Origin of the sequence: Acinetobacter sp. S4397-1, from assembly GCF_024129285.1 — a bacterium.
Classification (GTDB): Bacteria; Pseudomonadota; Gammaproteobacteria; order Pseudomonadales; family Moraxellaceae; genus Acinetobacter; species Acinetobacter lwoffii_C.
The window spans coordinates 22,930-45,397 of record NZ_JAMXXZ010000022.1; the positions used below are offsets into that span (position 1 = coordinate 22,930).

The 22,468-nt window shown below is 44.4% G+C and carries 20 protein-coding genes and 1 pseudogene; 13 read left to right on the plus strand and 8 right to left on the minus strand.

The genetic code is table 11. The features are described from left to right. The first annotated feature begins 193 nt into the window (after nt 1-193). The 7 genes and pseudogenes from rpmH (at nt 194) to NI467_RS10805 (ending at nt 6,304) form a co-directional block, all read left to right on the plus strand. Nucleotides 194-328: a 50S ribosomal protein L34 gene (rpmH, locus tag NI467_RS10775; protein WP_000831329.1), complete on the plus strand. Its 135-nt coding sequence runs from the start codon at nt 194-196 to the stop codon at nt 326-328. Nucleotides 329-357: 29 nt separating this feature from the next. Then, on the plus strand, nt 358-750 hold the full coding sequence (gene rnpA, locus NI467_RS10780; protein WP_151205259.1) for a ribonuclease P protein component: 393 nt from the start codon (nt 358-360) through the stop codon (nt 748-750). 9 nt (nt 751-759) lie between these two features. Next, nucleotides 760-1,080, plus strand: a complete 321-nt coding sequence (yidD, locus tag NI467_RS10785; protein WP_151208037.1) for a membrane protein insertion efficiency factor YidD — start codon at nt 760-762, stop codon at nt 1,078-1,080. A gap of 5 nt (nt 1,081-1,085) precedes the next feature. Next, a complete protein-coding gene (gene yidC, locus NI467_RS10790) occupies nt 1,086-2,849 on the plus strand; it encodes a membrane protein insertase YidC (protein ID WP_174660527.1) in 1,764 nt (587 codons plus the stop codon). Between the two features lie 92 nt (nt 2,850-2,941). Then, nucleotides 2,942-4,300 (plus strand): tRNA uridine-5-carboxymethylaminomethyl(34) synthesis GTPase MnmE, encoded by a 1,359-nt coding sequence (mnmE, locus tag NI467_RS10795; RefSeq protein WP_151208032.1) that lies wholly within the window; start codon nt 2,942-2,944, stop codon nt 4,298-4,300. A gap of 512 nt (nt 4,301-4,812) precedes the next feature. After that, nucleotides 4,813-5,178 (plus strand): annotated as a pseudogene (locus NI467_RS14930) (cation transporter); the annotation flags it as partial. Nucleotides 5,179-5,602: 424 nt separating this feature from the next. Further along, nucleotides 5,603-6,304 (plus strand): DsbC family protein, encoded by a 702-nt coding sequence (locus tag NI467_RS10805; RefSeq protein ID WP_174660526.1) that lies wholly within the window; start codon nt 5,603-5,605, stop codon nt 6,302-6,304. A gap of 88 nt (nt 6,305-6,392) precedes the next feature. Here NI467_RS10805 and NI467_RS10810 read toward each other — a convergent pair whose 3' ends face one another. From NI467_RS10810 to NI467_RS10830, 6 genes are all read right to left on the minus strand, one after another. Beyond that, nucleotides 6,393-6,650: a GlsB/YeaQ/YmgE family stress response membrane protein gene (locus NI467_RS10810; protein WP_174660525.1), complete on the minus strand. Its 258-nt coding sequence runs from the start codon at nt 6,648-6,650 to the stop codon at nt 6,393-6,395. A gap of 172 nt (nt 6,651-6,822) precedes the next feature. Continuing rightward, the gene (hpt, locus tag NI467_RS10815; protein WP_151204850.1) at nt 6,823-7,350 is read right to left on the minus strand and encodes a hypoxanthine phosphoribosyltransferase; all 528 of its coding nucleotides are present in this window, start codon (nt 7,348-7,350) and stop codon (nt 6,823-6,825) included. A gap of 117 nt (nt 7,351-7,467) precedes the next feature. After that, on the minus strand, nt 7,468-7,593 hold the full coding sequence (locus NI467_RS14760) for a hypothetical protein (RefSeq protein WP_258170046.1): 126 nt from the start codon (nt 7,591-7,593) through the stop codon (nt 7,468-7,470). Then, nucleotides 7,580-8,896 (minus strand): guanine deaminase, encoded by a 1,317-nt coding sequence (guaD, locus tag NI467_RS10820; protein ID WP_253152925.1) that lies wholly within the window; start codon nt 8,894-8,896, stop codon nt 7,580-7,582. Before guaD ends, NI467_RS14760 begins: the two co-directional genes overlap by 14 nt. Nucleotides 8,897-9,058: 162 nt before the next feature. Further along, the gene (locus NI467_RS10825; protein WP_174660523.1) at nt 9,059-10,027 is read right to left on the minus strand and encodes a TerC family protein; all 969 of its coding nucleotides are present in this window, start codon (nt 10,025-10,027) and stop codon (nt 9,059-9,061) included. Nucleotides 10,028-10,338: 311 nt separating this feature from the next. Beyond that, nucleotides 10,339-11,535, minus strand: a complete 1,197-nt coding sequence (locus tag NI467_RS10830; RefSeq protein ID WP_174660522.1) for a sugar transporter — start codon at nt 11,533-11,535, stop codon at nt 10,339-10,341. Nucleotides 11,536-11,899: 364 nt separating this feature from the next. Between NI467_RS10830 and NI467_RS10835 the strand changes: the two genes are divergently transcribed. Continuing rightward, nucleotides 11,900-12,184, plus strand: a complete 285-nt coding sequence (locus NI467_RS10835; RefSeq protein WP_174660521.1) for a GNAT family N-acetyltransferase — start codon at nt 11,900-11,902, stop codon at nt 12,182-12,184. 48 nt (nt 12,185-12,232) lie between these two features. Here NI467_RS10835 and mpl read toward each other — a convergent pair whose 3' ends face one another. Then, complete coding sequence (gene mpl, locus NI467_RS10840) at nt 12,233-13,600, minus strand: UDP-N-acetylmuramate:L-alanyl-gamma-D-glutamyl-meso-diaminopimelate ligase (RefSeq protein ID WP_174660520.1); 1,368 nt, start codon at nt 13,598-13,600, stop codon at nt 12,233-12,235. A gap of 243 nt (nt 13,601-13,843) precedes the next feature. Here mpl and NI467_RS10845 point away from each other — a divergent pair, with 243 nt between their 5' ends. From NI467_RS10845 to NI467_RS10860, 4 genes are all read left to right on the plus strand, one after another. After that, a complete protein-coding gene (locus NI467_RS10845) occupies nt 13,844-14,185 on the plus strand; it encodes a DMT family protein (RefSeq protein WP_151204844.1) in 342 nt (113 codons plus the stop codon). Nucleotides 14,186-14,831: 646 nt separating this feature from the next. After that, complete coding sequence (gene purE / locus NI467_RS10850) at nt 14,832-15,344, plus strand: 5-(carboxyamino)imidazole ribonucleotide mutase (protein WP_174660519.1); 513 nt, start codon at nt 14,832-14,834, stop codon at nt 15,342-15,344. Nucleotides 15,345-15,370: 26 nt separating this feature from the next. Next, complete coding sequence (locus NI467_RS10855; protein WP_253152926.1) at nt 15,371-16,492, plus strand: 5-(carboxyamino)imidazole ribonucleotide synthase; 1,122 nt, start codon at nt 15,371-15,373, stop codon at nt 16,490-16,492. 702 nt (nt 16,493-17,194) lie between these two features. Then, nucleotides 17,195-18,502, plus strand: a complete 1,308-nt coding sequence (locus NI467_RS10860; RefSeq protein WP_174660517.1) for a lytic murein transglycosylase — start codon at nt 17,195-17,197, stop codon at nt 18,500-18,502. Nucleotides 18,503-18,643: 141 nt separating this feature from the next. Here NI467_RS10860 and NI467_RS10865 read toward each other — a convergent pair whose 3' ends face one another. Next, nucleotides 18,644-19,771, minus strand: coding sequence for an anhydro-N-acetylmuramic acid kinase (locus tag NI467_RS10865; RefSeq protein WP_174660516.1), 1,128 nt, complete (start codon nt 19,769-19,771; stop codon nt 18,644-18,646). A 63-nt stretch (nt 19,772-19,834) separates the two neighbouring features. Here NI467_RS10865 and tyrS point away from each other — a divergent pair, with 63 nt between their 5' ends. Further along, complete coding sequence (tyrS, locus tag NI467_RS10870) at nt 19,835-21,067, plus strand: tyrosine--tRNA ligase (protein WP_174660515.1); 1,233 nt, start codon at nt 19,835-19,837, stop codon at nt 21,065-21,067. The last annotated feature ends 1,401 nt before the right edge of the window (nt 21,068-22,468 follow it).

Below are 22,468 nucleotides of genomic sequence, written 5' to 3' on the forward strand. Positions count from 1 at the left end.
TATTCAAATGAATAACAACAACTTAATTTGTGTATAACTTTTAAGCAAGGGATTTTTTTAATCTATGAGATTCCTCAAAGCGACTTAGCCTTGAGAACTTATTTGAAAAGAAAACCTGTTTTACATTGACAGCTTAAGCAATGAGCACTAAAATCGCGGACCTTCATAGAAAGATCTTTTTGGGAGTTTCGAGATGAAACGTACATTCCAACCATCTGAATTAAAGCGTAAACGCGTTCATGGTTTCCGTGCTCGTATGGCTACTAAAGCTGGTCGTCAAGTATTAGCTCGCCGTCGTGCAAAAGGCCGTCACAGCTTAACTGTTTAATCAGTTAGGCTTTGCCGACTTTGGGTGTTATGACAGCACTTTATGGTTTTGGCACAGAGTTACGATTACGCTGTGCTGCCGATTATAAAGGTGTCTTTGATGGTGCGCTTTTTAAAGTGCATCAACCCCATTTCTTATTTCTTGCAAAACCGTCCGAACAGCCGAACAGCCGTTTGGGTTTAGTTGTTGCTAAGAAAAAAGTGCGCCGTGCGCATGAACGAAATCGAGTAAAACGACTCGCTCGCGAAAGTTTTCGCCTGCATCAGCAGCAACTCAGTGATTTGGATATTGTGGTGATGCCCAAAATGGGGATCGATAGCGTACCGAATGCTGAACTGCATCAGCAATTACAATTTGCTTGGCAAAAACTGAACCGTCTTGCCAAAAAGCATACAAAAACAGCTCCCTCCCCACAAAAGTAGAGCGCGCCAATGGTACGTTTACTGCATTGGTTAATCCGTTTCTATCAGATTGCGATTAGTCCTTTACTGGGACCACGCTGTCGCTATATTCCTACCTGTTCACAATATTCTCTGGAAGCAGTCCATCGACATGGTGCTGGACGTGGTGTGTGGTTGGCGACTAAACGTATTTGTCGTTGTCACCCCTGGGGTGGATCAGGATATGATCCTGTGCCTTTGAAAGCGATTCGTTTTATTTCATTTCAGCAAATAGATTCTCAAACGCTTCACGTTGCTGTACCCTTTCGTGATCGTTTAATGAACCAAAATCACTCTAACCACTTGGGGTAATACATATGCAACAATGGGCCAGGATTGCAATTCTAGGAGCCATGTTTGTTGTCGCATATTTGCTCATTTTGGCTTGGCAAAAAGATTATGGAAATGCAGAAACCCAACCGAAGCAGGAAACTGTGGTGGTTTCGCAGGAAGTATCAGCAGATTTGCCAAATAATCAGGTTGCTAGTGCAACCTCTGATGTGCCACAAGCAAATGTACCAGCGCAGCAAGCTACGGATGCTACAGCACCTGTAAGTCAGCAGCTTATTTCAGTACAAACTGACCTTTATCATCTTTGGATCAATCCAAAAGGTGGTGATATTGTTCGTGTTGAATTACTCAATCATGACAAAAACAAAGACAGTGATGAGCCTTTCGTCATGCTGGAAAGCGATGCGAAACGGACTTATGTTGCTCAGTCAGGTCTGATCGGTCTGAATGGGCCGGATAGCAGCCGCAATGGCCGTCCAATGTATGAGCTGGAAAAAACCACTTATACCTTGGCAGATGCCAAAGCCAGCAAAAATAAAGCCGGCGAAACGGTCAAAGTCTTGTCTGTACCGATGGTCTTTAAAACGGCTGATGGTGTAGAAATTATCAAGACCTTTAACTTTATCGAAGGTGAATACCCAGTCGTGGTGAATCACAAGGTGATTAACCGTAGCGGTCAAGCCTGGCAAGGTCAGATGTTTGGTCAGATCAAGCGTGATAATTCAGAAGATCCAGGCAAGTCGGATCAGGGGATTTTCACTCTAGGGACTTTCTTGGGCGGTGCCTGGGGAACACCAGATGAGCAGTATAACAAGTTGAAATTTGACAACTTTACTGAAGAAAAGCTCAGCACTGAAGCCAAGGGTGGTTGGGTTGCAATGGTACAGCACTATTTTGTAAGTGCATGGGTACCGGGTAACTTGAAACTGACCCAAGCCAATGGCGAAGCCTATAGCGCGAAACTTGAATCACGCAAGTCTACTGATGACATGAACATCATCGGTTTTACTTCACCAACTTTCACGGTGCCGGCGGGTACGGTTGCTGAAATTGATGCGACCTTCTATTCCGGTCCAAAAATCCAGTCAGAACTGAAAGACCTGGCTACGGGTCTGAATCAGACTGTAGATTATGGCTGGTTATGGCCAATTGCCAAACTGCTGTTTGTCGGACTTGAATTCTTCCACGGTCTGGTGGGGAACTGGGGCTGGGCGATCATTTTATTAACCATCTTGGTCAAATTGATCCTGTGGCCTTTATCGTCGAAGAGCTATCGCTCCATGGCGAAAATGCGTGTGATTGCACCAGAAATGCAACGTATGAAAGAAGAGTTCGGTGAAGACCGGATGCGCTTCTCTCAGGAAATGATGGCGCTGTACAAGCGTGAGCAGGTCAACCCACTGGCGGGCTGTTTACCGCTGTTACTGCAGATGCCAATTTTCCTGGCTTTGTACTGGGTCCTGATGGAATCTGTGGAACTGCGCCATGCCCCATGGCTGCTCTGGATTCAGGATTTATCTGCGATGGATCCATGGTTCATCCTGCCATTAATCATGGGAACCACAATGTATATTCAGCAAATGCTGAATCCACAGCCTACTGATCCAATGCAGGCGAAAGTGTTTAAAATTATGCCGATCATTTTCACTGTATTCTTGCTGTTCTTCCCGGCAGGTCTGGTTCTGTACTGGATTGTGAACAACCTGATCACGATCTTGCAGCAGTCCTTGATCAATAAAGCCGTGGCCAAAGAGCGTGCCAAACGCGATGAGGCAACGCCAGTCAACTAAGTTGTACTGACGGGCTGAATAAATCCGCTTAAGATGGTAATCTTAGGCGGATTTTTTTTGGCTGTCCTTTTGAGTCCTTGCAGGTGAATTTTATGCTTAACCCAACCACAACGATTGCTGCAATTGCAACTCCCCCAGGGCGTGGCGGTGTGGGGGTAATTCGCCTGTCAGGTCCAAAATCCTATGCGATTGCGCAGGCCTTAACCCAGAAAGACTTACCCAATGCCCGTTTTGCCGGTTTTCGCCAGTTTTATGATGCTGCCGGTGAGGTGATGGATGAGGGACTGGTGCTTTGCTTTCCTAACCCGAGTTCCTTTACCGGTGAGGATGTGGTCGAGTTACAAGGTCATGGCGGTCCGGTGATCCAGAATGCCCTGCTGGGCCGTTTGCTGGAGCTGGGCGCAACAGCTGCCAAAGCCGGTGAATTTTCCATGCGTGCCTTTGAAAATGGCAAACTGGATTTGGTTCAGGCCGAGGCGATTGCAGACCTGATTGATGCCACCTCACAGGCAGCCGCACGTTCTGCGGTACGTTCCTTACAGGGCGCTTTTTCCACCAAAGTCAATGCAGTACTGGAACAGCTGATCCATTTGCGCTTGCATGTGGAAGCGGCGATTGATTTTCCGGAAGAGGAAATTGATTTTCTGGCAGATGGCAAAATTTTAAACTTGCTGGATGGAGTCTCGACTGCCGTGACGCAGGTACAGCAGTCTGCACGTCAGGGACAGTTGCTGCGTGAAGGTCTACAGGTGGTGATTGCCGGCAAGCCCAATGCTGGTAAATCTTCTTTACTGAATGCCTTGGCTGGAATTGAACGTGCCATTGTGACCGATATTGCCGGCACTACGCGCGATGTTCTGCATGAGAAAATTACTTTAAATGGACTACCGATTACTCTGACTGATACCGCCGGTTTACGGGAAACAGGTGATATTGTGGAAAAAGAAGGGATTCGCCGTGCCATTAAAGAGATTGAACAGGCGGATTTACTGCTGCTGGTCTATGACTTGAGCCAAGGTGAAGATCCGCTTCAACTGGCTCAAGAATATTTTGCAGAGTATATCGAACCGAAACGTTTAATCTTGATTGGTAATAAAGCCGACTTAACCGGTACAGAGGCAAAAATCGGAGATTTAAAAGGCTTCCGCCATATTACTGTGTCTGCCAAGCAGGAAACAGGCGTACAGTCGCTGATAGAGGCGATTACAGAGCATGCAGGCTTCCAGCCTGAAGAGGATACCTTTATTGCCCGTACCCGCCATTTAGACGCAATGAAGCGTACCCAGCACTATCTTGCTGAAGCACGTGAGCAACTGGTGGTTTATAACGCAGGTGAACTGGTCGCGGAGTCACTGCGACTGGCACAAAATGCCTTGGGGGAAATTACCGGTGACTTTAGCGCAGATGATTTGCTGGGGAAAATATTTGGGTCATTCTGTATCGGGAAATAATGTCAGCTTTGCCAGGCAATGAAATATTGCGCAGATCAAAACAGCCGAATCAGGCTGTTTTTTTTGTATTGTCTTAAAGCGTATAAGATTTAGATGAGAAAGATGCTCCTCCTAAGCTGGTGCAGGTTTCCTCCATTCTCTACTTTAGTAGCCAGATATTAAAAATATACACCTTCAATAATTTTCTAAAATTCATCCAGTTCCAGTGGAGGAAGATTGGCCTGTTCACCAAGCCCATGATGGTATCAATGAAATTGATTAATTCATTTATTAAACCATTCACTGTCCCTTGAATGGCTACTCCCTATTGTAAAACATTAATACTGGATGGGTCTGCCGCTAATGCAAAACTTGTTTAATAGTAAGAATATTGAATTTTAAGTTTTTGATAAAATTGATAACTTTATTTTCTTGAAGGGATTCACCACAATCCTCTAAAAAATAAATATCCGGTGGAGGGAATATATTTAAACCCTAGGATGAAGAATGTGCAAAAAGTCCGACTGACCTGAATACAGGCACATCAGTGTGATGAAGATAATTCACTGGTACAAAAAACGTATGTTACTGGCCAACATTTTAATGACAGTCATCATGCTATTAGAAGTTCGGTGGCTGGATTTACAATTCTATGGCTTTACTTGCAGAGGGTTGGTTGATGAGTGGGCATTGGGGCTGGCATATTTTGCTTACCGTTGCGCTCGATATGATGCGCAAGATCACCGTTTTAGTTTTGGCAGCTGGAAAATTGAAATTTCGGCTGCTGATCGGAGTGCCGTCTTCTTGCTGGTTGTGGCACTATTTATGGCTTTTCAATCTGTAAATGACTGTTTAAACCGATTGCTATTCAGGATACCAAGGCCATGCCAATGGTGATTTGAGGTTTAGCGAGAGAACCTGGGAAACTGTATGGGATGCAGAAATCGAGCATCCAAGGATGAAGGAAATACGAGAAATGATTGCAGAATTTTTAGTGGGAAAAATTACCGCTTTTGATATGTCCGGGAAATGGGAAAGGCAAATTTTCCTGTAGTTGACTCTAGCCATCAATAACCGTCTCAATGTCGATCAGGCACGGGAGGAGCTGGTGATTGATGCGGAAATTGTACAGATTTCGGTAGAAATCAATTCTCTTTAATGAAACCGATGTTCCACGTGAAACGTGAAACGTGAAACGTGAAACGTGAAACATGAAGTGGGAAATCTGTAGACTTTAGCTAAGAGCCATTGCAAAGGTCAGAATTTTGGCATGGTTTTTAAGTAGAATGAGTTGGAAAAAATTTTAGAGCAATGAGCAAAAATATGATTAAAACAACCTTGGTATTGACCCTGTTCAGTTTGGCTTCAACTTTCACTATGGCAAATGTAGAGACAGTGAAAAAAAACCTCAGCCAACAACATCCAAAACTGAAAATTGAAAATATCCAGCCAACTGAAATGCAGGGTATTTACAGTGGTTCCATGCAGGGTCAGATTGTCTATTTGAATCAGGATGCCCAGCATCTGATTGCAGGCTCAATGTTGCGTATTCAGGATCAGCATAATCTGAGCCGGGACCTGTTGGTCCAGCAAAACAGTATAGACTGGAAAAAATTGCCCTTACAGGATGCTTTAAAAAGTGTAAGAGGGACGGGTAAACGTCAGATTGCGATCTTTTCTGACCCCTATTGCCCGTATTGTAAACAGCTGGAGGTAGAACTGAAAAAGTTGAAAGATGTTACGATTTATACTTTTATTCTGCCGTTAAAGCCGCAGTCGATCCTGCCATCCAAGCAGCTATATTGTGAAAACCATCCTGTGCAAGCTTGGGAAGACTTGATTTTTAAAGGCATCACGCCTAAAAGTAAAAAAAGTTGCGCCAATCCGGTCGAGCGCAATATCCAACTGGCGCAGACGCTGGGCATTCATGGGACACCCGCCATTATTTTTTCCAATGGTTTTAAGGTGATGGGGGCTTATCCGGCCGAGCAGATTGAACAGATTTTTAAGGAATTTACTTTATAAGTTTCTGTAACAGACTCTAGATACAGACCATAAAAAAGCACCAGATTTGGTGCTTTTTTACCTAGTATTGGGCGATGTCCGTGTAGATTTACACCGTTTTACGTTTCGTGACCATATTATAAATAAATAGAATAATCACAGCACCGATAATGGACGCAATCAGACCTGCCGCAGAGTCGGCTGAATACAGCCCCAACATACGTCCACCGAAGGTCGCCAGTAAAGAGCCAGCAATACCCAATAAAGTGGTGACGATAAAACCTGCTTTATCATCTCCGGGATGAATTGCCCGCGCAATCAGGCCCGCAACAAAACCAATCACAATAGCAACGATAAGTGTCCACATGAGGAGGCTCCTTATTATCATGTCTTTGTTTTTACATCATGTATTCATCATACTGAGGTAAACAAAAAACAGAAAAAAGTTGAGTCCTGCAACAGGGTGTAGTGTTTTTGTGCCTGTATGGGCTGAATCCTACCGCACAAAAAGTGGCAATCGCCACTTTTGGCAAGCAATCCTAGAGACCGATTTCACCAATAAACGGTAAATGACGGTATTTCTGGTTATAGTCCAGACCGTAGCCGACAATGAATTTATCTTCCACTTCAAAACCGAGGAACTGGACGTCTAGGTCAATTTCACGACGTGAAGGTTTGCTGACCAGAGTACAAAGCTGGATTGAATTCGGTTCACGTGTTTGCAGGATGTCGAGTACCTTGCTCAGGGTATTACCCGAGTCAATAATGTCTTCCACCACCAGCACATCTTTAGCACGGATTTCGCCATCCAGATCTTTTAAAATTTTCACATCATGTGTTGAAATTGTACCGCCACCGTAGCTGGATACAGTCATAAAATCCAGTTCATGGGGTTTGGAAATCGCGCGACATAAGTCCGCCATGAAAATTACTGAGCCACGTAATAAACCGATGAGCACAAGTTCTTTGTCACTATTGGCATAGTGTGCATCGATTTGAGCACCAAGCTCTTTGACTTTAGCTTGAATTTCTTCAGCGGAAATCATTACGCTCATTTGAACGGTCATGGGTAGATACCTGAAAATTGAAAAATAAAAAAGGTGTTGACTTGCAACACCTGAATATTCACTAATTTTAATACATCCGAACCTGAGATGCACCTGTTTCATCGGCTGTAAATGTAATCAGGTTTTGGTGGAAGCCGTATCCCTTTTTAAGAGTGTTGCACAGCCTACGCTGATCACTGACCAGAGCAGCAGCCTGCGACGGCGCGATTTTCCAGCAGCGGTATCCGCTCTAGGCTTTGACATAGCGGGCTTGTCCATAAATATAGGTCGCTGCAATATTACGGTCATCCCCCAGCATGGTCAGGGCAAAAAATGTATCTTCAATACTTTGCGCCTTGCTTTGGCGTAGTGCTTGAAGCGCAGTGGCATTCAGTTCCAATACCACAAAATCGGCTTCTTTACCGATATTAAAATTGCCCAATCGATCCTCCAGGCTCAGGGCCTTGGCTCCGCCTAAGGTGGCATGATATAAGGCTGCGAAAGCTGGAAGCTGCTCGCCCTGTAGCTGCTGGACCTTATAAGCTTCGTTCAGGCTTTGCAGCTGGTTAAATGAAGTCCCTGCCCCAATGTCGGTCCCTAGTCCGACTTTCACCTCTTTGTCCCACGTCTTTTTCAAGGGAAACAGGCCGCTGCCAAGGAACAGGTTGGAGCTGGGACAGAAGGCAATTGCTGAATCGGTCTGATGCAGACAATCCCATTCGGATTCTTCAAGATGTACACAATGCGCAAATACCGATTTTGACCCGGTCAGGCCATAATGGTGATAGACATCCAGATACCCTTTACGTTCTGGAAACAGGTCTTTGACCCAGGCAATCTCATTGTGATTTTCACTAAGATGGGTGTGAACATAGACATCCGGATATTCTGCTTTCAACTGCCCTGCTTTTTCCAGCTGTTCGGGAGTCGAGGTTGGGGCAAAGCGCGGGGTAATTGCATACAGGTTCCGCCCCTGCCCATGCCACTTTTCAATCAGTTGTTTTGAGTCCCGATAGGCAGTGTCAGGGCTATCGCAGAGCTCGGGAGGAGCATGACGATCCATCAGTACCTTACCGGCAATCAGGCGCATATTCTGTGCCGTAGCAGCTTCAAAGAGCGCATCTACAGATTGCGGATGTACGGTACAGAAAACCAGTGCCGTGGTGGTTCCATTTTTTAATAATTCCTGAACAAAAAAATCAGCAATTTTCTTTGCATAGGCTGGGTTCTGAAACTGGATTTCGGTAGGAAAAGTATAGGTGTTCAGCCATTCCAGCAGCTGTTCGCCATAAGCACCCATCATTTCGGTTTGCGGAAAGTGAATATGGGTATCGATAAAGCCCGGTACAATCAATTGCTCCGGATAATGGCTGACCTCTAACCCGTCTGGCAGATAATGCTGGCCTTCTTCCCAGTGGCCAAACCACCGGATCTGGCCATTTTCACTGATGAGCAAGCCATCTTCTAGATAACGCACCTGATCGTGAATTTCACGTGCTTGGGCAACGGTATTCTGGATGTCGAGGAAGCGACCGCGAACCGCTGTGGTTGCAATATGAGAAGACATGTTAACACCTGTGTTTTTACTTTTTTCAACAGATTGTAACCTACTTCAGATGATTTATAACGTGACCCTGTGGACTGCGTTTATCAAGCTTAAGCCGCAGCTGTGATCAGGTCATCTGAAAATAAAAAAGCCTGCTGATGCAGGCTTTTTTGAGGATTGTTTTTATAGCGTGGTTTCGTTGTATTTCTTGCTGTGACGAATCGACAGGATCGCAGTGATCGTCAAGACAAGCACAATAAAGCTCAGTGAAATCCAGATTGGCATATGGAACACATCCAGCATCAGCATTTTAAAGCCGATAAAGACCAGAATAATCCCGAGGCCATAAGGCAGATAATGCATCTTGGATGCTGCACCCGATAACAGGAAGAACATCGCACGCAGACCCAAAATCGCCATCAGGTTGGCGGTCAGGACAATGAAGGGGTCGGTCGTGACAGCAAAAATTGCCGGAATAGAATCGACCGCAAAGATCACATCCGAGGCTTCGACCAGAAGCAAGACCAGGAATAACGGCGTTGCCCACAGTAAACTATCCTTACGGATAAAAAACTTGTCGCCCTCAAGCTGCGGGGTGATGCGCATATGTTTACGCAGCCATTTCAGAATCGCCATATCTTCAATATTGCTTTCTTCTTCTTCATCCTGACCACGCAGGAATTTAAAGCCGGTATACACCAGGAAAGCACCGAAGATATATAAAATCCATGAGAATTCCTGCACGAACCAGGCGCCAATAAAAATGAAGATGGTTCTGAGGACAATCGCACCGAGTACGCCGTAAAGCAGCAATTTACGCTGCAGCGCGGGTGGAATGGCGAAAGCCGCAAAAATCATCAGCCAGACAAAGACGTTATCAATTGCCAGAGATTTTTCCAGCAGATAACCGGCGAAGTATTCCATGACCTTGGCATTGGCAATTGCCGTACCTGCAGTCTGTTCCAGATACAGCCATAAACCGCCACCAAATAAGGTCGCGACACTGACCCAGGCAATACTCCAGTAGGCCGCAGTCCGGACTTTTACCTCCTGACCTTGTTTTTGTTTGAAGCCTAAAAAATCAATAAACAGCATTACCAGAACGATGCTGAAAAAAGCCAGATACAGCCAGAGCGTACCAATTGTTTCCATGTGAATCCTCCACATCCGACAATTGGCCATAAAAAAACCTTGACCTGTTGTCAGATGAAAAACATCTATACCAACATGATCAAGGTCTTGCCTACATCTTACCTTTACACTTCCCATTAAAAGTGTGGCAGCAAGATGCTCAGATACCGACTTTTTGCAAAGTGTAATGACGATATTCTGACACGTTTTACAAGTTGAACCGCAATTGTTAAACGTTTGGAGGAGGCTACTCCCCTTGTTCTACTCAATTCTATTTTGGATCAACTCCAAAGAGAGTGAAGAATGTCATATTTATTGAAATTACGCAAATTTTATCTGGAGACTGGGGGATGAATAAAATCCGTTTGTCGCACCAAAATAAGCGCCAATAAGAGAGCCAAAACCGCAAGCAGGCCGCCGGCCAGTCCAATATACTCCAGCCCAATGCTTGCACTAACCCAGCCTCCGACTAAGGCACCGCCGCCAATACCGACATTATATAAACCTGAGTAAATGGCCATGGCTACATCGGTGGCATCTGAGGCCAAGTTAAGGGTTTTTGCTTGCAGGGCTAGACTAAAACCAATGATGCTCATGCCCCATAAGAGTGACAGCAGATTCAGTCCCCAGACTGTAGTGGATAAAGGCAATAATAGCAGCATGGACAGCATGATCCCGAAGCTGAAAAATGGAATGGTCATTTTTGGAAATTTGGGAGCATAGCGGCCAAATAGATAAGAGCCTAAAAAGCCTGCACCGCCATATATCAACAATAAAGTCGTGGTCTGTGCCGAGCTGAACTGGGCAACAGTCAGGGAAAAAGGCTCAATATAACTATAAGCGGTAAATTGTGCCGTGATAACTATCACGGTAAGTGCAAAGACAAGCATCAGGCTCGGGCGTCTGGCCAGAATTTTTAAACTGTTTAAAGAACCAGAATTCACACTGGGCAGTAAAGGCAAGGTTTTGGCCAGAATCAGGCAAATGACAGTGGCAGCGATGCTAATCAGGGCAAAACTGTTGCGCCAGCCATAAGCTTCCCCAATCATGCGTCCAAATGGAATACCGAGTACCATCGCCATCGCTGTGCCGGTGGCCAGCAAACCCAGTGCCTGAAATTCTTTACCTTTGGGCGCCACCCGAACCGCAAGCGAGGCGGTAATGGACCAGAACAAAGCATGGGCCACCGCAATACCTATCCGGCTCATGACCAGTATTTCAAAGCTCCAGGCAAAATAAGACAGCACATGACTGAGAATAAAAACCACGAATAATGTGCTGAGCAGCAAGCGCCGTTCAATCTGTTTGGTCAGCAGCATAATCGGTAAAGATAACAGAGCCACGATCCAGGCATAAATGGTCAGCATCAGTCCCACTTGGGTAGGAGACATTGAAAAACTTTGACCAATATCACTGAGCAAGGCGACAGGAATAAATTCGGTGGTGTTAAAAATGAACGCAGCACAGGCTAAAGCAATGACACATACCCATTGGCGGGTAGGATTTGCCGAAATTTCAGAAGATGACATAGGACGTGACGATGAGTATTGAGCTTAAATTTTAGGGGGAACGGGGCCACTTGTTAAGTTGAAAGCCTGAAAAAAATGTTTCTAAGTTCAATTCAGTAAAATCCAGCTGCGCTACTTGCCTGTTTGAAGCTCTGATGATTGACCATGCTTAACTCTTCCCTACTGCCTATCTGGTGATCTGTGAGGGGATAATTGACATATCATCTATGATTGAAATACAGACAATATAGAGCCAGAAGTAGCAGATGCAGTGTGAAGTTTTTATAAAGTCTGTTTTTGTTTCCTATTCACCTTTAGATAATATTGAAATCAGGGATTTTAAAGTATGCTGATAGCGGTTTAATTAAAAAAACGAAGGTAAGCGATGCAGTTTCAACATAGCGATAATGGCCAGCAAGGTGAATTTTTTCATTTGAATGAGGCGGGTCAACCGATTGCCAAAATCAGTTATATTTGGCGAGGAGAACATCAAATTATTGCCAATCATACCTGGGTCGATGAGTGTTTACGCGGTCAAGGGGTAGCGCGACAACTGCTGGATGTATTGGTGGAGTTTGCCCGTAACCGACAACTGAAAATTGTACCGACCTGTTCTTATGTCGAGGTGATATTTAAACGCGAGAAAAGTTTTGAGGATGTCGCCGCCTAAAAATCCTTAAAAATAAAAAAGCCCGCAAAGCGGGCTTTTCAAATCTGTTTATCCGGTTTTTAAGGCATTAATCAATTTCTGATGTAAGCCGCCAAAACCACCGTTGGACATAATCACTACGGCGTCTCCCTCGCCTGCTTCAGTGAGCACAGTTTGAATAATATCCTCCAGGCTACCTACGACTTTGGCTTTGTTGGGTGCAGCCTCGATTACCGGTTGTAAATCCCAGTCCAGACCTTCAGGTTGATACCAGAGGACTTCATCCGCCAAACGGGCTGAATGTGCCAGTCCCTCTTTATGGCTGCCCATACGCATGGTATTTGAACGCGGTTCAATAATCGCCCACAGCTTGCGTTTCCCCAGACTTTTGCGCGCACCCTCTAAAGTGGTTTCAATGGCCGTCGGATGATGAGCAAAGTCATCATAGACTTCAATTCCTTTTACAGTATCCAGTAATTCCATCCGGCGTTTCACGCCGCCAAAATTCGACAAGGCCTGACAGGCGCTGTCAATAGAAACTCCCACATGTTCTGCCGCAGCAATGGCGGCCAAGGCATTCGCCACACTATGCTGTCCGGTCATGTTCCATTTCACTTCACCTTTTACCACGCCATGTTGTAGCACTTTAAAGTGTGAGCCATCTGCGACCAATTGTTCGGCATAGAGTTCTGCAGTGTCATTGGCAGTTAAAGCGGTGCGCACCACTGGAGTCCAGCAGCCCATTTCCAGCACTTCATCAATATGGGTTTCAGTGATAGGTGCAATGATGCGGCCTTCACTGGGAATGGTACGTACCAAATGATGGAATTGTTTTTGGATGGCAGCCAGATCATCGAAAATATCGGCATGGTCAAATTCAAGATTATTTAAAATCACCGTTTTAGGGTGGTAATGCACAAACTTGGAACGCTTGTCGAAGAAGGCGGAATCATATTCATCTGCTTCGACACAGAAATATTTGCCGCCCCCTAAACGTGCACTTTCGCTAAAACCTAAAGGTACGCCGCCAATCAGGAAACCCGGATTTAAACCGGCTTGATCCAGTATCCAGGCCAACATGGTGGTGGTGGTGGTTTTACCGTGTGTCCCGGCAACGCCTAACACATGTTTGCCTTGTAGCACATGATCTGCCAGAAACTGGGGACCTGAAATATATGGCAAGCCTTCATTCAGCATATATTCTACTGCATCAATGCCGCGCTTCATGGCATTGCCGACTATCACCAGATCCGGATGCGGCTGTAAATGGCTACGGTCATAGCCCTGCATCAAGCTGATCCCTGCATTTTCCAGTTGGGTAGACATGGGTGGATAGACATTCGCATCTGAACCCGTCACTTGATGTCCTAAATCGCGGGCCAATAGTGCTAGTGAACCCATAAAGGTGCCACAAATACCCAAAATATGCAGATGCATCTACTTCACTCCATTCTTGCCTGACACATCACGTTGTAGAGGTGCTGTTGCCATGATTTATTCGATTTGCAAGCAACGATAGCAAGGCTTAGACTGAAAAGATAGTCAAAGTTCAAGCATTCCTGTGGGATTTTTTTAATCCGGTTTTAGCGACAAAGTCAGGAAAAATTTCAAGTTTCCCCGCCTACCTTTGGGCTCAATAAACCGTAAAATAAGCTGGATCGTTTTACAGGGTGCGTGCAGATGCTACCAACTCTCTTTCTACTGGTGATTGCCAACTGTTTTATGACTTTGGCCTGGTATGGTCATCTTAAATTTTTGCCGCATGATGCACCACTCTGGCAAGCGATCCTGTTGAGCTGGATCATTGCCCTGTTTGAATATAGCCTGATGATTCCGGCAACCAGATTGCTGGCGCAACAGGGGCTGGCTGTGGGACAAATGAAAATTACTCAGGAAGTCGTGACTCTGCTGGTTTTTGTGCCTTTTATGATTTTTCTGTTCAAGCAGCCTTTTAAGCTGGACTATCTATGGGCAGCGGTATGTCTGTGTGGCTGTATCTATTTTGTATTTCGTAGTGCTTAACTATTAAAACGGTTTTTATGATCTGAATATCAGTCAGTCCATAGTTTACTCAGATTTTTTTATATAGCCTTCCAATAGGAGCTGATAAAGGCTTCAGCCCGAAGTCCTTCTATATGTTAAAAATATTCAAAACTTACCTTTATTTGGTCCGTCTTCAGAGCCTTCGCCCTGCGGCTTGGCCTGATCCAGTTTGTTGCTTTCCGCTCAGTATTGGCTTGAATGCTAAAATCTAAAATCTAAATTTTCTTTATGGCTCTTATTTAGCGTAAAGAAGAAAGCGCCAGGTGCTCTACCCGACTGATCAGGCTGGCGCCTGTTGTAAATAGGGGCGGCAAAATGATTCAGAGCTTAAACAGTCTATTTTTTGCAAGTACTCCATTTAATCCTCTGTATGAATTCATCAAAACCCTGCTCTACAATGACAAAAAAATCAGGATTTATTTTTACAAGCCCTATTTGGCCGGGACTCCCCTGCCCGGCGATTTTCTGTCAGTTATTTTAAATCTGATAAAAACCATCAAAATCGCGTCTTAGTTTGACCGTTAAATTTTATGAAGTTGAAATTTCGGTCTATAATAGTGAGTTCTTATTAAAGCTTGGCTCTCGTCGAGATTTATCTCTCTTAATTATCTCTGGAAACATTGCAATGAATGCGGCCGCTTCACAAGACACTCCTCTCGTTGGAATCATCATGGGTTCTCAGTCAGACTGGGCTACCCTCGAACACACTGCCAATATGTTAAAACAACTTGGCGTCCCATTTGAAGCGGAAGTGGTGTCTGCGCATCGTACCCCAGACCGTTTATTTGAATATGCGGAAGCAGCACGAGAACGCGGTATCCAGGTGATTATTGCAGGTGCGGGTGGTGCAGCACATTTACCAGGTATGTGTGCGGCGAAAACCGATCTGCCGGTGCTCGGCGTACCGGTAAAATCTTCAATTTTAAACGGTGTAGATTCATTGCTTTCTATCGTGCAGATGCCAGCGGGTATTGCGGTAGGGACACTGGCAATTGGTCCTGCCGGTGCAACCAATGCGGCCATTATGGCAGCGCAGATTTTAGGTTTAACCCGTGCTGACATCGCTAAAAATGTCGCAGATTTCCGTGCGGCACAGACTGAAAAAGTCGCAAGCAACAATATTCCAGGTCAAATGTAAGCCAGGCTGAACACGGGACAACACACATGGATAAAACCATCGGTATTTTTGGTGGCGGCCAGCTAGGCCGGATGATGGCGCAAGCAGCCCTGCCACTCAATATTCAATGTACCTTCTTTGAAGCATCTGCCGACTGCCCATCGAAAGCGTTGGGTCGGGTGATTTCAACTCAAGCCGAAAACGCTTTACAGGACTTCATCAACAGTGCAGATGTTTTCAGTCTGGAGTTTGAAAATACTCCCCTGGCAGATGTCGATATACTGGTTCAAAACAAAGACCTGCATCCGCCACGTCAGGCTCTGGCCATTGCACAGAACCGTCTGTCTGAAAAAGCCCTGTTTGATGAGCTGAGCATTCCGGTCGCGCCGTATAAAGCGGTGAATTCACTGGACAGCCTGAAAGCTGCGGTTGCTGAACTCGGTCTGCCAATTGTATTGAAAACGGCTACAGGCGGTTATGATGGCAAAGGCCAGTTTGTATTGCGTAACGCGGAACAAATTGATCAGGCCTGGGCTGAACTTGGCCCTGCGGGTTCTCTGATTGCAGAAAGTTTTGTGACCTTCTCGCGTGAAGTGTCGATTATCGCGGTGCGCGGTCAAAACGGTGAGGTCAAAACCTGGCCACTGGCAGAAAATCATCATCACAATGGCATTCTGTCACACTCGATTGTTCCTGCACCCCACAGTGCCGACTTGCAACCTGTCGCGCAAGACTACATCACTCGCCTGCTGAATCATTTGAATTATGTTGGCGTGTTGACGCTTGAGCTGTTCGTGACAGAGAAAGGCTTATATGCAAACGAGATGGCGCCACGTGTGCATAACTCAGGCCACTGGTCGATTGAAGGTGCAGTCTGCTCGCAATTTGAAAATCATATCCGTGCAGTAGCTGGCTTGCCTTTGGGTTCTACTGAAGTGATACGTCCAACGGTGATGGTAAATATCATTGGACAGCATCCAAAATCTGCAGAAGTACTGGCTTTGGACGGCGCGCATTTGCATCTGTACAACAAGTCAGAACGTGAAGGCCGCAAGATTGGCCATATCACCTTAATGCCCACTGACAGCAGTCAACTGACCGGGTTATGCCGCCAATTGGCGAAAATTTTGCCGAATCCGTTAGCATTGAGCGAAGATATGACCATCTAAACTTTAACTTGCTGATAAAAAAAGCGATCACATCTGTGGTCGCTTTTTTATTTGTCTGCTTTCAGGCATGATTGCGCCTCTTTTCAATCCCCCTGCTATTGCTTGGATTACTTTTTAACTTAATTGCTTATAAACCGAGCAATTGAATAGACCGGCAATGATTAAATTGAACTCTGCTCGATGTTCATCTTTTGAGATTGTGCTGTGGATAAGTCTAAGGCTGAGGGGAATTTAAAACCGGTCTTGCGCTTTGAATTTAAATTCAAAACAATAAATTTAAAACTGTGCTTTGAATTCAAACCTGGTTTTAAATTCAAAAAAATATGAATTCAAATTTAAATAGCCGTGAATGAATTTAAAGTTCTGAATTTAAAGCAGCCTGATTGCTGTAAAATGAATTTAAAAATAAAAAGTTAGATATTTAAAGGCTTAAGAGATACAGGGCTTTGTTTATTAATGTAATTTATCCGCAATATCTTTTGAATTTAAAAATATTTTTAGAAATTCAGTTTTGAATTCAAAGAGTGTTGGGGTTTGAATTTAAAGTTTGCTTATGGATAAGTGATTTTAAATTTAAAAACTAAAAAATGAATTTAAAAGTGGAGAAAATATGAATTTAAATTTACCTATTGTTGCTTTAAATTTAAAGATGAGCTGTTAAGGTAGAAGTAATAATTCGAAATTTAAATATTCAGGGGTTTTATGCAACGGCTTGCACTTTCGATAGGTTCTCTGCTTTTGGCTGCCTCCCAGGCCCAGGCCGAACTGGTGATTAATGGACAACGTGTCGCGCCGACTGATTTGTCTTCTGCTTCGACAGTTATTTCAAATAATCCAGTAAATTATGCAGCTCAAAATGATTTTCAACGCTGTTTGGCGAATTTGCGCGGCCGGGCGATTGCACAGGGGGTGAGTGGCGCAAGTTATGACCGTTATACGCAACATTTAAGCCCAGATTATTCGGTAATTGAAAAGCTGAATTATCAGCCTGAATTTTCAACCCCAATTTGGGACTATTTATCTGGCTTGGTGGATGAAGAACGAGTTCAGCTCGGCCGGCAAAAGCTACAACAGCATCGTGATGTGCTAAACCGGGTGAGTGCAGTTTATGGTGTACCAGCGGAAACTATTGTAGCGGTCTGGGGAGTAGAAAGTAATTTTGGTGATATTTCCGGGAAATATCCTTTATTGCAGTCTTTGGGCACATTGAGTTGTGAAGGCCGTCGCCAAGGGTATTTCCAGGGTGAATTTTTTACCACCATGAAGCTGTTACAGCGTGGTGATGTGCGCGAAGAGCAGCTTAAGGGGTCTTGGGCGGGTGCTTTTGGTCATACTCAGTTTATGCCATCGACTTATAATGAGCTTGCAGTTGATTTTGATGGTGATGGTCGTCGTGATCTGGTGTCAAGTATTCCCGATGCCTTGGCCTCAACCGCCAACTTTTTAAGCAAGCGGGGCTGGCAGACCGGTCAGCCATGGGGTTTTGAGGTGAAAATTCCGCAAAATATGTCAGTCTCTGGTGAAGGCCGACGTAATAAAAAATCACTTGGCAGTTGGGTAAACCGTGGTCTTGTACGTGCCGATGGTACAGCTTTAGTGCAGGGCAATCTATCGGAGGCTTCACAGGCTGGCCTGTTAGCACCGGCAGGTCCAAATGGTCCGGTATTTTTAGTATTTAAGAATTTTGATGCGATTTATAGTTATAACGCGGCCGAAAGCTATGCACTGGCTATTGCACATTTATCTGATCGTTTACAGGGCAAAGGTGGTCTGCTGACTGCCTGGCCGACAGATGATCCGGGCACTTCACGTATGGAGCGCCGTGAAATTCAGCAATTCCTGTTAAATCGTGGTCATGATATTGGTACAGTCGATGGGTTAATTGGCGATAAAACCCGACAGGCTATTCGTCAGGAGCAAATCCGTTTGGGGCTCAATCCGACAGGACGAGCTGGCCAGCAGATTTTACGTGCCTTCCGGAATGAAAATGCCAAGCTGATGATGCGTTAAGCCAGATCTTCATTTGTGGTTTGGTTTCCCTCTCCTTGCAGGAGACTTGCGAAGCATGCTTCTCAGGGAGAGGGGTTTATAAAACTTTCCCTCATCCTCACCTTCTCCTAAAGGGAGAAGGGGCTTTTAATCCTTATAAATTTAGGTGGATGTAATCGTGCCTAGTACACGATACCCCGTGGCTCCGGTAACAGCAGGTAAATTTCCACTCAGCTGTTTTATAAAACGCATAGCCAGCCAGGCAAACGCTGTGGCTTCTACCCAGGTCGGACTGAGGCCTAAATCAGCCGTGGTTTGTACACTCCATTCATGTTTGCGCAAGCGCCAGCGTAACTGTTCCAGCAGGTGTGAGTTATAGGCACCGCCACCACAGACATAGACTTCACCAGTCTCCAGTCCCGAGCGGTAAATGGCTTTTTTAATTGCACGTGTGGTCAATTTCATTAGCGTGGCCTGAATATTTTCCGGTGTATCTTCCAGCTCATCGTAGTCCAGGTCACTGCGCCAGTCCAGAATCTGCTCATCCAGCCATTCCAGATTAAAGTCTTCACGTCCGGTGCTTTTGGGCGGTTCTTTAGAAAAATAGTTATGTGACTGTAAACGGTCAAGCAGGCTACGGATCGGGGTGCCATAAGCAGCCCAATTGCCATTTTCATCATAAGGCTGGCCGGTATAACGCTGGCACCAGGCATCCATCAGGATATTGGCGGGGCCGGTATCAAAGCCATATACTTTCTCGGGTTGTCCGGCAGGCAGCATACTGACATTGGCAATCCCGCCCAGATTTAAAATCACCCGGTGAATGGTGTCATGCTGAAAAAGATCCTGATGAAAGGCTGGTACCAGGGGAGCACCCTGACCGCCTGCGGCCAGATCGCGACGACGAAAATCAGAAATCACCGGAATCTGGGTAATTTCAGTAATAATATTTGGATCGCCAATTTGCAGGGTAAAACCATGCTCGGGACGATGGCGAATGGTCTGACCATGCGAACCAATTGCCTTAATCCAGGCTTTGTCCAAATTATTTTTTTCAATCAGGGTGTTAATGCCATGACCAATCATCTGGGCTAACGCCACATCTGCTTTGCCCATCCGGTCAATTTCGTTGTCATCCGGTAAGGTCAGGGCCATCAGCTCATCCCGAAGGTCGGGATCAAATGCTAAAGTAAGGGTGGCATGAAGCTGAAGAGGATCAAAAGAAGCAGCAACAATATCGACACCATCCATGCTTGTGCCGGTCATTACCCCAATATAGATCGCTGTCATGGTTATTCTTAAGCCTGCAATATGCTGAAAAAGTGATAGTATATCGTACAAATTGAATAACTGATGTATTTGGATTTTGTGATGTCAAATTTCCTACCGGCTGAAGAACAACTTGCTCTCATTCAGCGAGGCACCCATGAAATTATTTCTGAAGAAGATCTGCTTAAAAAATTAAAGCAGAATCGTCCTTTAAAAATTAAAGCGGGTTTTGACCCGACTGCGCCCGACCTGCATTTGGGGCATACAGTTCTGATCAATAAGTTAAAAGTGTTTCAGGACCTGGGACATGAGGTGTTTTTCCTGATTGGTGACTATACCGCAATGATTGGCGACCCAAGTGGAAAAAGTGCAACACGTCCGCCACTGTCACGTGAGCAAGTATTAGAAAACGCAAAAACCTATCAGGAACAAGTGTTTAAGATCCTTGATCCAAACAAAACCAAGGTGGTGTTTAACTCTGAGTGGTTTGAGCAAAGAACTGCGGCAGACCTGATTCAACTGGCTTCACAGCAAACTGTGGCACGTATGCTGGAACGTGATGACTTTACCAAGCGTTATAATAGCCACCAGCCAATCGCTATTCATGAGTTTCTGTATCCGCTGGTACAAGGTTATGACTCGATTGCGCTTGAAGCTGATGTAGAAATGGGCGGGACGGATCAAACCTTTAACCTGTTGATGGGGCGTACTTTACAAGGTCGTTATAATCAAGAGCCACAGGTGTGTATTACAGTGCCTATCCTTGAAGGTTTGGACGGTGTCAATAAAATGTCTAAATCTCTGGGCAACTATATTGGTGTATTTGATGCACCAGGTGCCATGTATCAAAAAGTGCTGTCCATGCCGGATGCGCTGATCGAACGTTATTTCGATCTACTGAGCTTTAAAACGATTGAAGAGATTCAGCAGCTGTTAAAAGAAGTGGCTGAAGGCCGTAATCCGCAAGAAGTGAAGAAAATTCTGGCACTTGAGCTGGTAGAGCGTTTCCACGGGGCGGAAGCGGCTGCCAATGCTCATAAAGGTGCGGGCAATTTGATTACGGAAGGTGAGCTGCCTGAAGGTACGCCTGAAATTACTGTTTCTCGTTCTGAATTTGGGGGTGAAATCTTTATTGCTTCCATACTGCGTGCAGCGGGTCTGGTAAAAAATGCGGCTCAAGCCAAAGATGCGGTGGCACGTGGTGCAGTTAAAGTCGACTGGAAAGAGGTAGATGCTTCGTATTCAGTAAAAGAAAATTTGACTTTAATTGTTCAGGCCAGCAAAAAAGCGATTGCCAAAGTGATTTTTACGGACTGATGCAATTTATAAGTGATTGAAAATAAAAGCAGGCTCCGGTCTGCTTTTTTGTTGTCCGCTATATCTAAAATTCAAATAAGCAAATTCAAAAAAACCTTATAAAAACAAGAATTAAATTTTTCCAAACCGCTTGCGTTTGAATATTTTTGTGTATAAGATTTATTCGTCTAGAGAATTGGTTTACAGCGCATCTAGAGGGTAATGGGACATAAATAACCCCATAACTTGGAAAGCCTCTTGTACAGGGTTCTTTTTAAGCAATTAGCGAATAACAATAACAATGACATACTGGATCGGGTAAAGATTCAATTCAAGGAAGAGGTTTTGGGAGAGATCTCTTCCTTTTTTATTTTCTTAAATCTCATTTCTGAGCTTATATAGAGTGAGCGTGTCTTGAAATCGCCAGCCGTTAATTGACTGGCTGATTGAATGGGTCAAAATACCAAAAATAGCTTTCAACTGGAAAACTCAGAAAAGCAGCATGTTTTTAAGCCTCCCAAAAAACCAAGAGTGCATATCCTGCTGAAGATGTTTTTTTGATGAAAAATATGTTCCGGGGCTAAAATTTTTCTTTACGTAAATTTGTATTAAAGAATAGTTATTCTACTTTTAAAGTGATATTGACTCTATTTTAAGGAATACAGCTGTTTTTTTTATCGCTTCTTTATAACAGTTTTAACTGGGAGAGCATAAAGCGTATCAAGGCAGGATTTATGGACATGGGACATAGGTAGAGAAAGTTTCACTCATTTAACTGAATGAAAAGAGTCATAAAAATTAGATTATAAAAATAAAATCCACACGAGGAAGAATATTTAAGAGTTAGGCAGATTTCTTCTAGAGCACTACAGAAAAAAGCTCTGAATATAAAGCCTCATCAGGAAATTCAAGAGGCAGCCTATTTTTAAAGTGAATAGAGAGCTTATTTTTCAAATAAATTAATTTATTTTTGAAGTGATGCTGGAAAACTGCTCACTCAAGGGGGAGATTCCGGATAAAAAGCTGAAGGGCGAGGATTTTTGATCGTAATTAGCTCTAAGTAAATAGGGTGAAAATAAAAACAAAGCTTGTATTAGTGGGTTTATAGGCAAAAAAATGCTTAAAATTTAGATAAAAAACCAATTTTTACACCGTTTTCGTAGAAAAAAGAAACATACGTGAAAAATATATTGAATAGGGGCTTGCAAAGCTTTAGAAATCCTCTAGAATGCACCCCATACCGACGAGATAGCCGGAACGAACGAAGCGCGAAGCGTTGAGTTGTTTGGGATTGTCGAAGTCCAGCATCTAATACTGACGAGGTATTAGAGAGATCATTAAGAGATTATGAAGAACAACTTGTGTGGATTTTTACTGGTTGATTGATCGAAATATTATCATTGATTGATTGGTTTAAATTAC

Excerpts from the sequence above, each read along its gene's own strand:
- rpmH (WP_000831329.1), top strand. The coding sequence starts at position 194 with ATGAAACGTACATTCCAACCATCTGAATTAAAGCGTAAACGCGTTCAT.
- rnpA (WP_151205259.1), top strand. The coding sequence starts at position 358 with ATGACAGCACTTTATGGTTTTGGCACAGAGTTACGATTACGCTGTGCT.
- yidD (WP_151208037.1), top strand. The coding sequence starts at position 760 with ATGGTACGTTTACTGCATTGGTTAATCCGTTTCTATCAGATTGCGATT.
- yidC (WP_174660527.1), top strand. The coding sequence starts at position 1,086 with ATGCAACAATGGGCCAGGATTGCAATTCTAGGAGCCATGTTTGTTGTC.
- mnmE (WP_151208032.1), top strand. The coding sequence starts at position 2,942 with ATGCTTAACCCAACCACAACGATTGCTGCAATTGCAACTCCCCCAGGG.
- NI467_RS10805 (WP_174660526.1), top strand. The coding sequence starts at position 5,603 with ATGATTAAAACAACCTTGGTATTGACCCTGTTCAGTTTGGCTTCAACT.
- NI467_RS10810 (WP_174660525.1), bottom strand. The coding sequence starts at position 6,650 with ATGTGGACACTTATCGTTGCTATTGTGATTGGTTTTGTTGCGGGCCTG.
- hpt (WP_151204850.1), bottom strand. The coding sequence starts at position 7,350 with ATGACCGTTCAAATGAGCGTAATGATTTCCGCTGAAGAAATTCAAGCT.
- NI467_RS14760 (WP_258170046.1), bottom strand. The coding sequence starts at position 7,593 with ATGTCAAAGCCTAGAGCGGATACCGCTGCTGGAAAATCGCGCCGTCGC.
- guaD (WP_253152925.1), bottom strand. The coding sequence starts at position 8,896 with ATGTCTTCTCATATTGCAACCACAGCGGTTCGCGGTCGCTTCCTCGAC.
- NI467_RS10825 (WP_174660523.1), bottom strand. The coding sequence starts at position 10,027 with ATGGAAACAATTGGTACGCTCTGGCTGTATCTGGCTTTTTTCAGCATC.
- NI467_RS10830 (WP_174660522.1), bottom strand. The coding sequence starts at position 11,535 with ATGTCATCTTCTGAAATTTCGGCAAATCCTACCCGCCAATGGGTATGT.
- NI467_RS10835 (WP_174660521.1), top strand. The coding sequence starts at position 11,900 with ATGCAGTTTCAACATAGCGATAATGGCCAGCAAGGTGAATTTTTTCAT.
- mpl (WP_174660520.1), bottom strand. The coding sequence starts at position 13,600 with ATGCATCTGCATATTTTGGGTATTTGTGGCACCTTTATGGGTTCACTA.
- NI467_RS10845 (WP_151204844.1), top strand. The coding sequence starts at position 13,844 with ATGCTACCAACTCTCTTTCTACTGGTGATTGCCAACTGTTTTATGACT.
- purE (WP_174660519.1), top strand. The coding sequence starts at position 14,832 with ATGAATGCGGCCGCTTCACAAGACACTCCTCTCGTTGGAATCATCATG.
- NI467_RS10855 (WP_253152926.1), top strand. The coding sequence starts at position 15,371 with ATGGATAAAACCATCGGTATTTTTGGTGGCGGCCAGCTAGGCCGGATG.
- NI467_RS10860 (WP_174660517.1), top strand. The coding sequence starts at position 17,195 with ATGCAACGGCTTGCACTTTCGATAGGTTCTCTGCTTTTGGCTGCCTCC.
- NI467_RS10865 (WP_174660516.1), bottom strand. The coding sequence starts at position 19,771 with ATGACAGCGATCTATATTGGGGTAATGACCGGCACAAGCATGGATGGT.
- tyrS (WP_174660515.1), top strand. The coding sequence starts at position 19,835 with ATGTATTTGGATTTTGTGATGTCAAATTTCCTACCGGCTGAAGAACAA.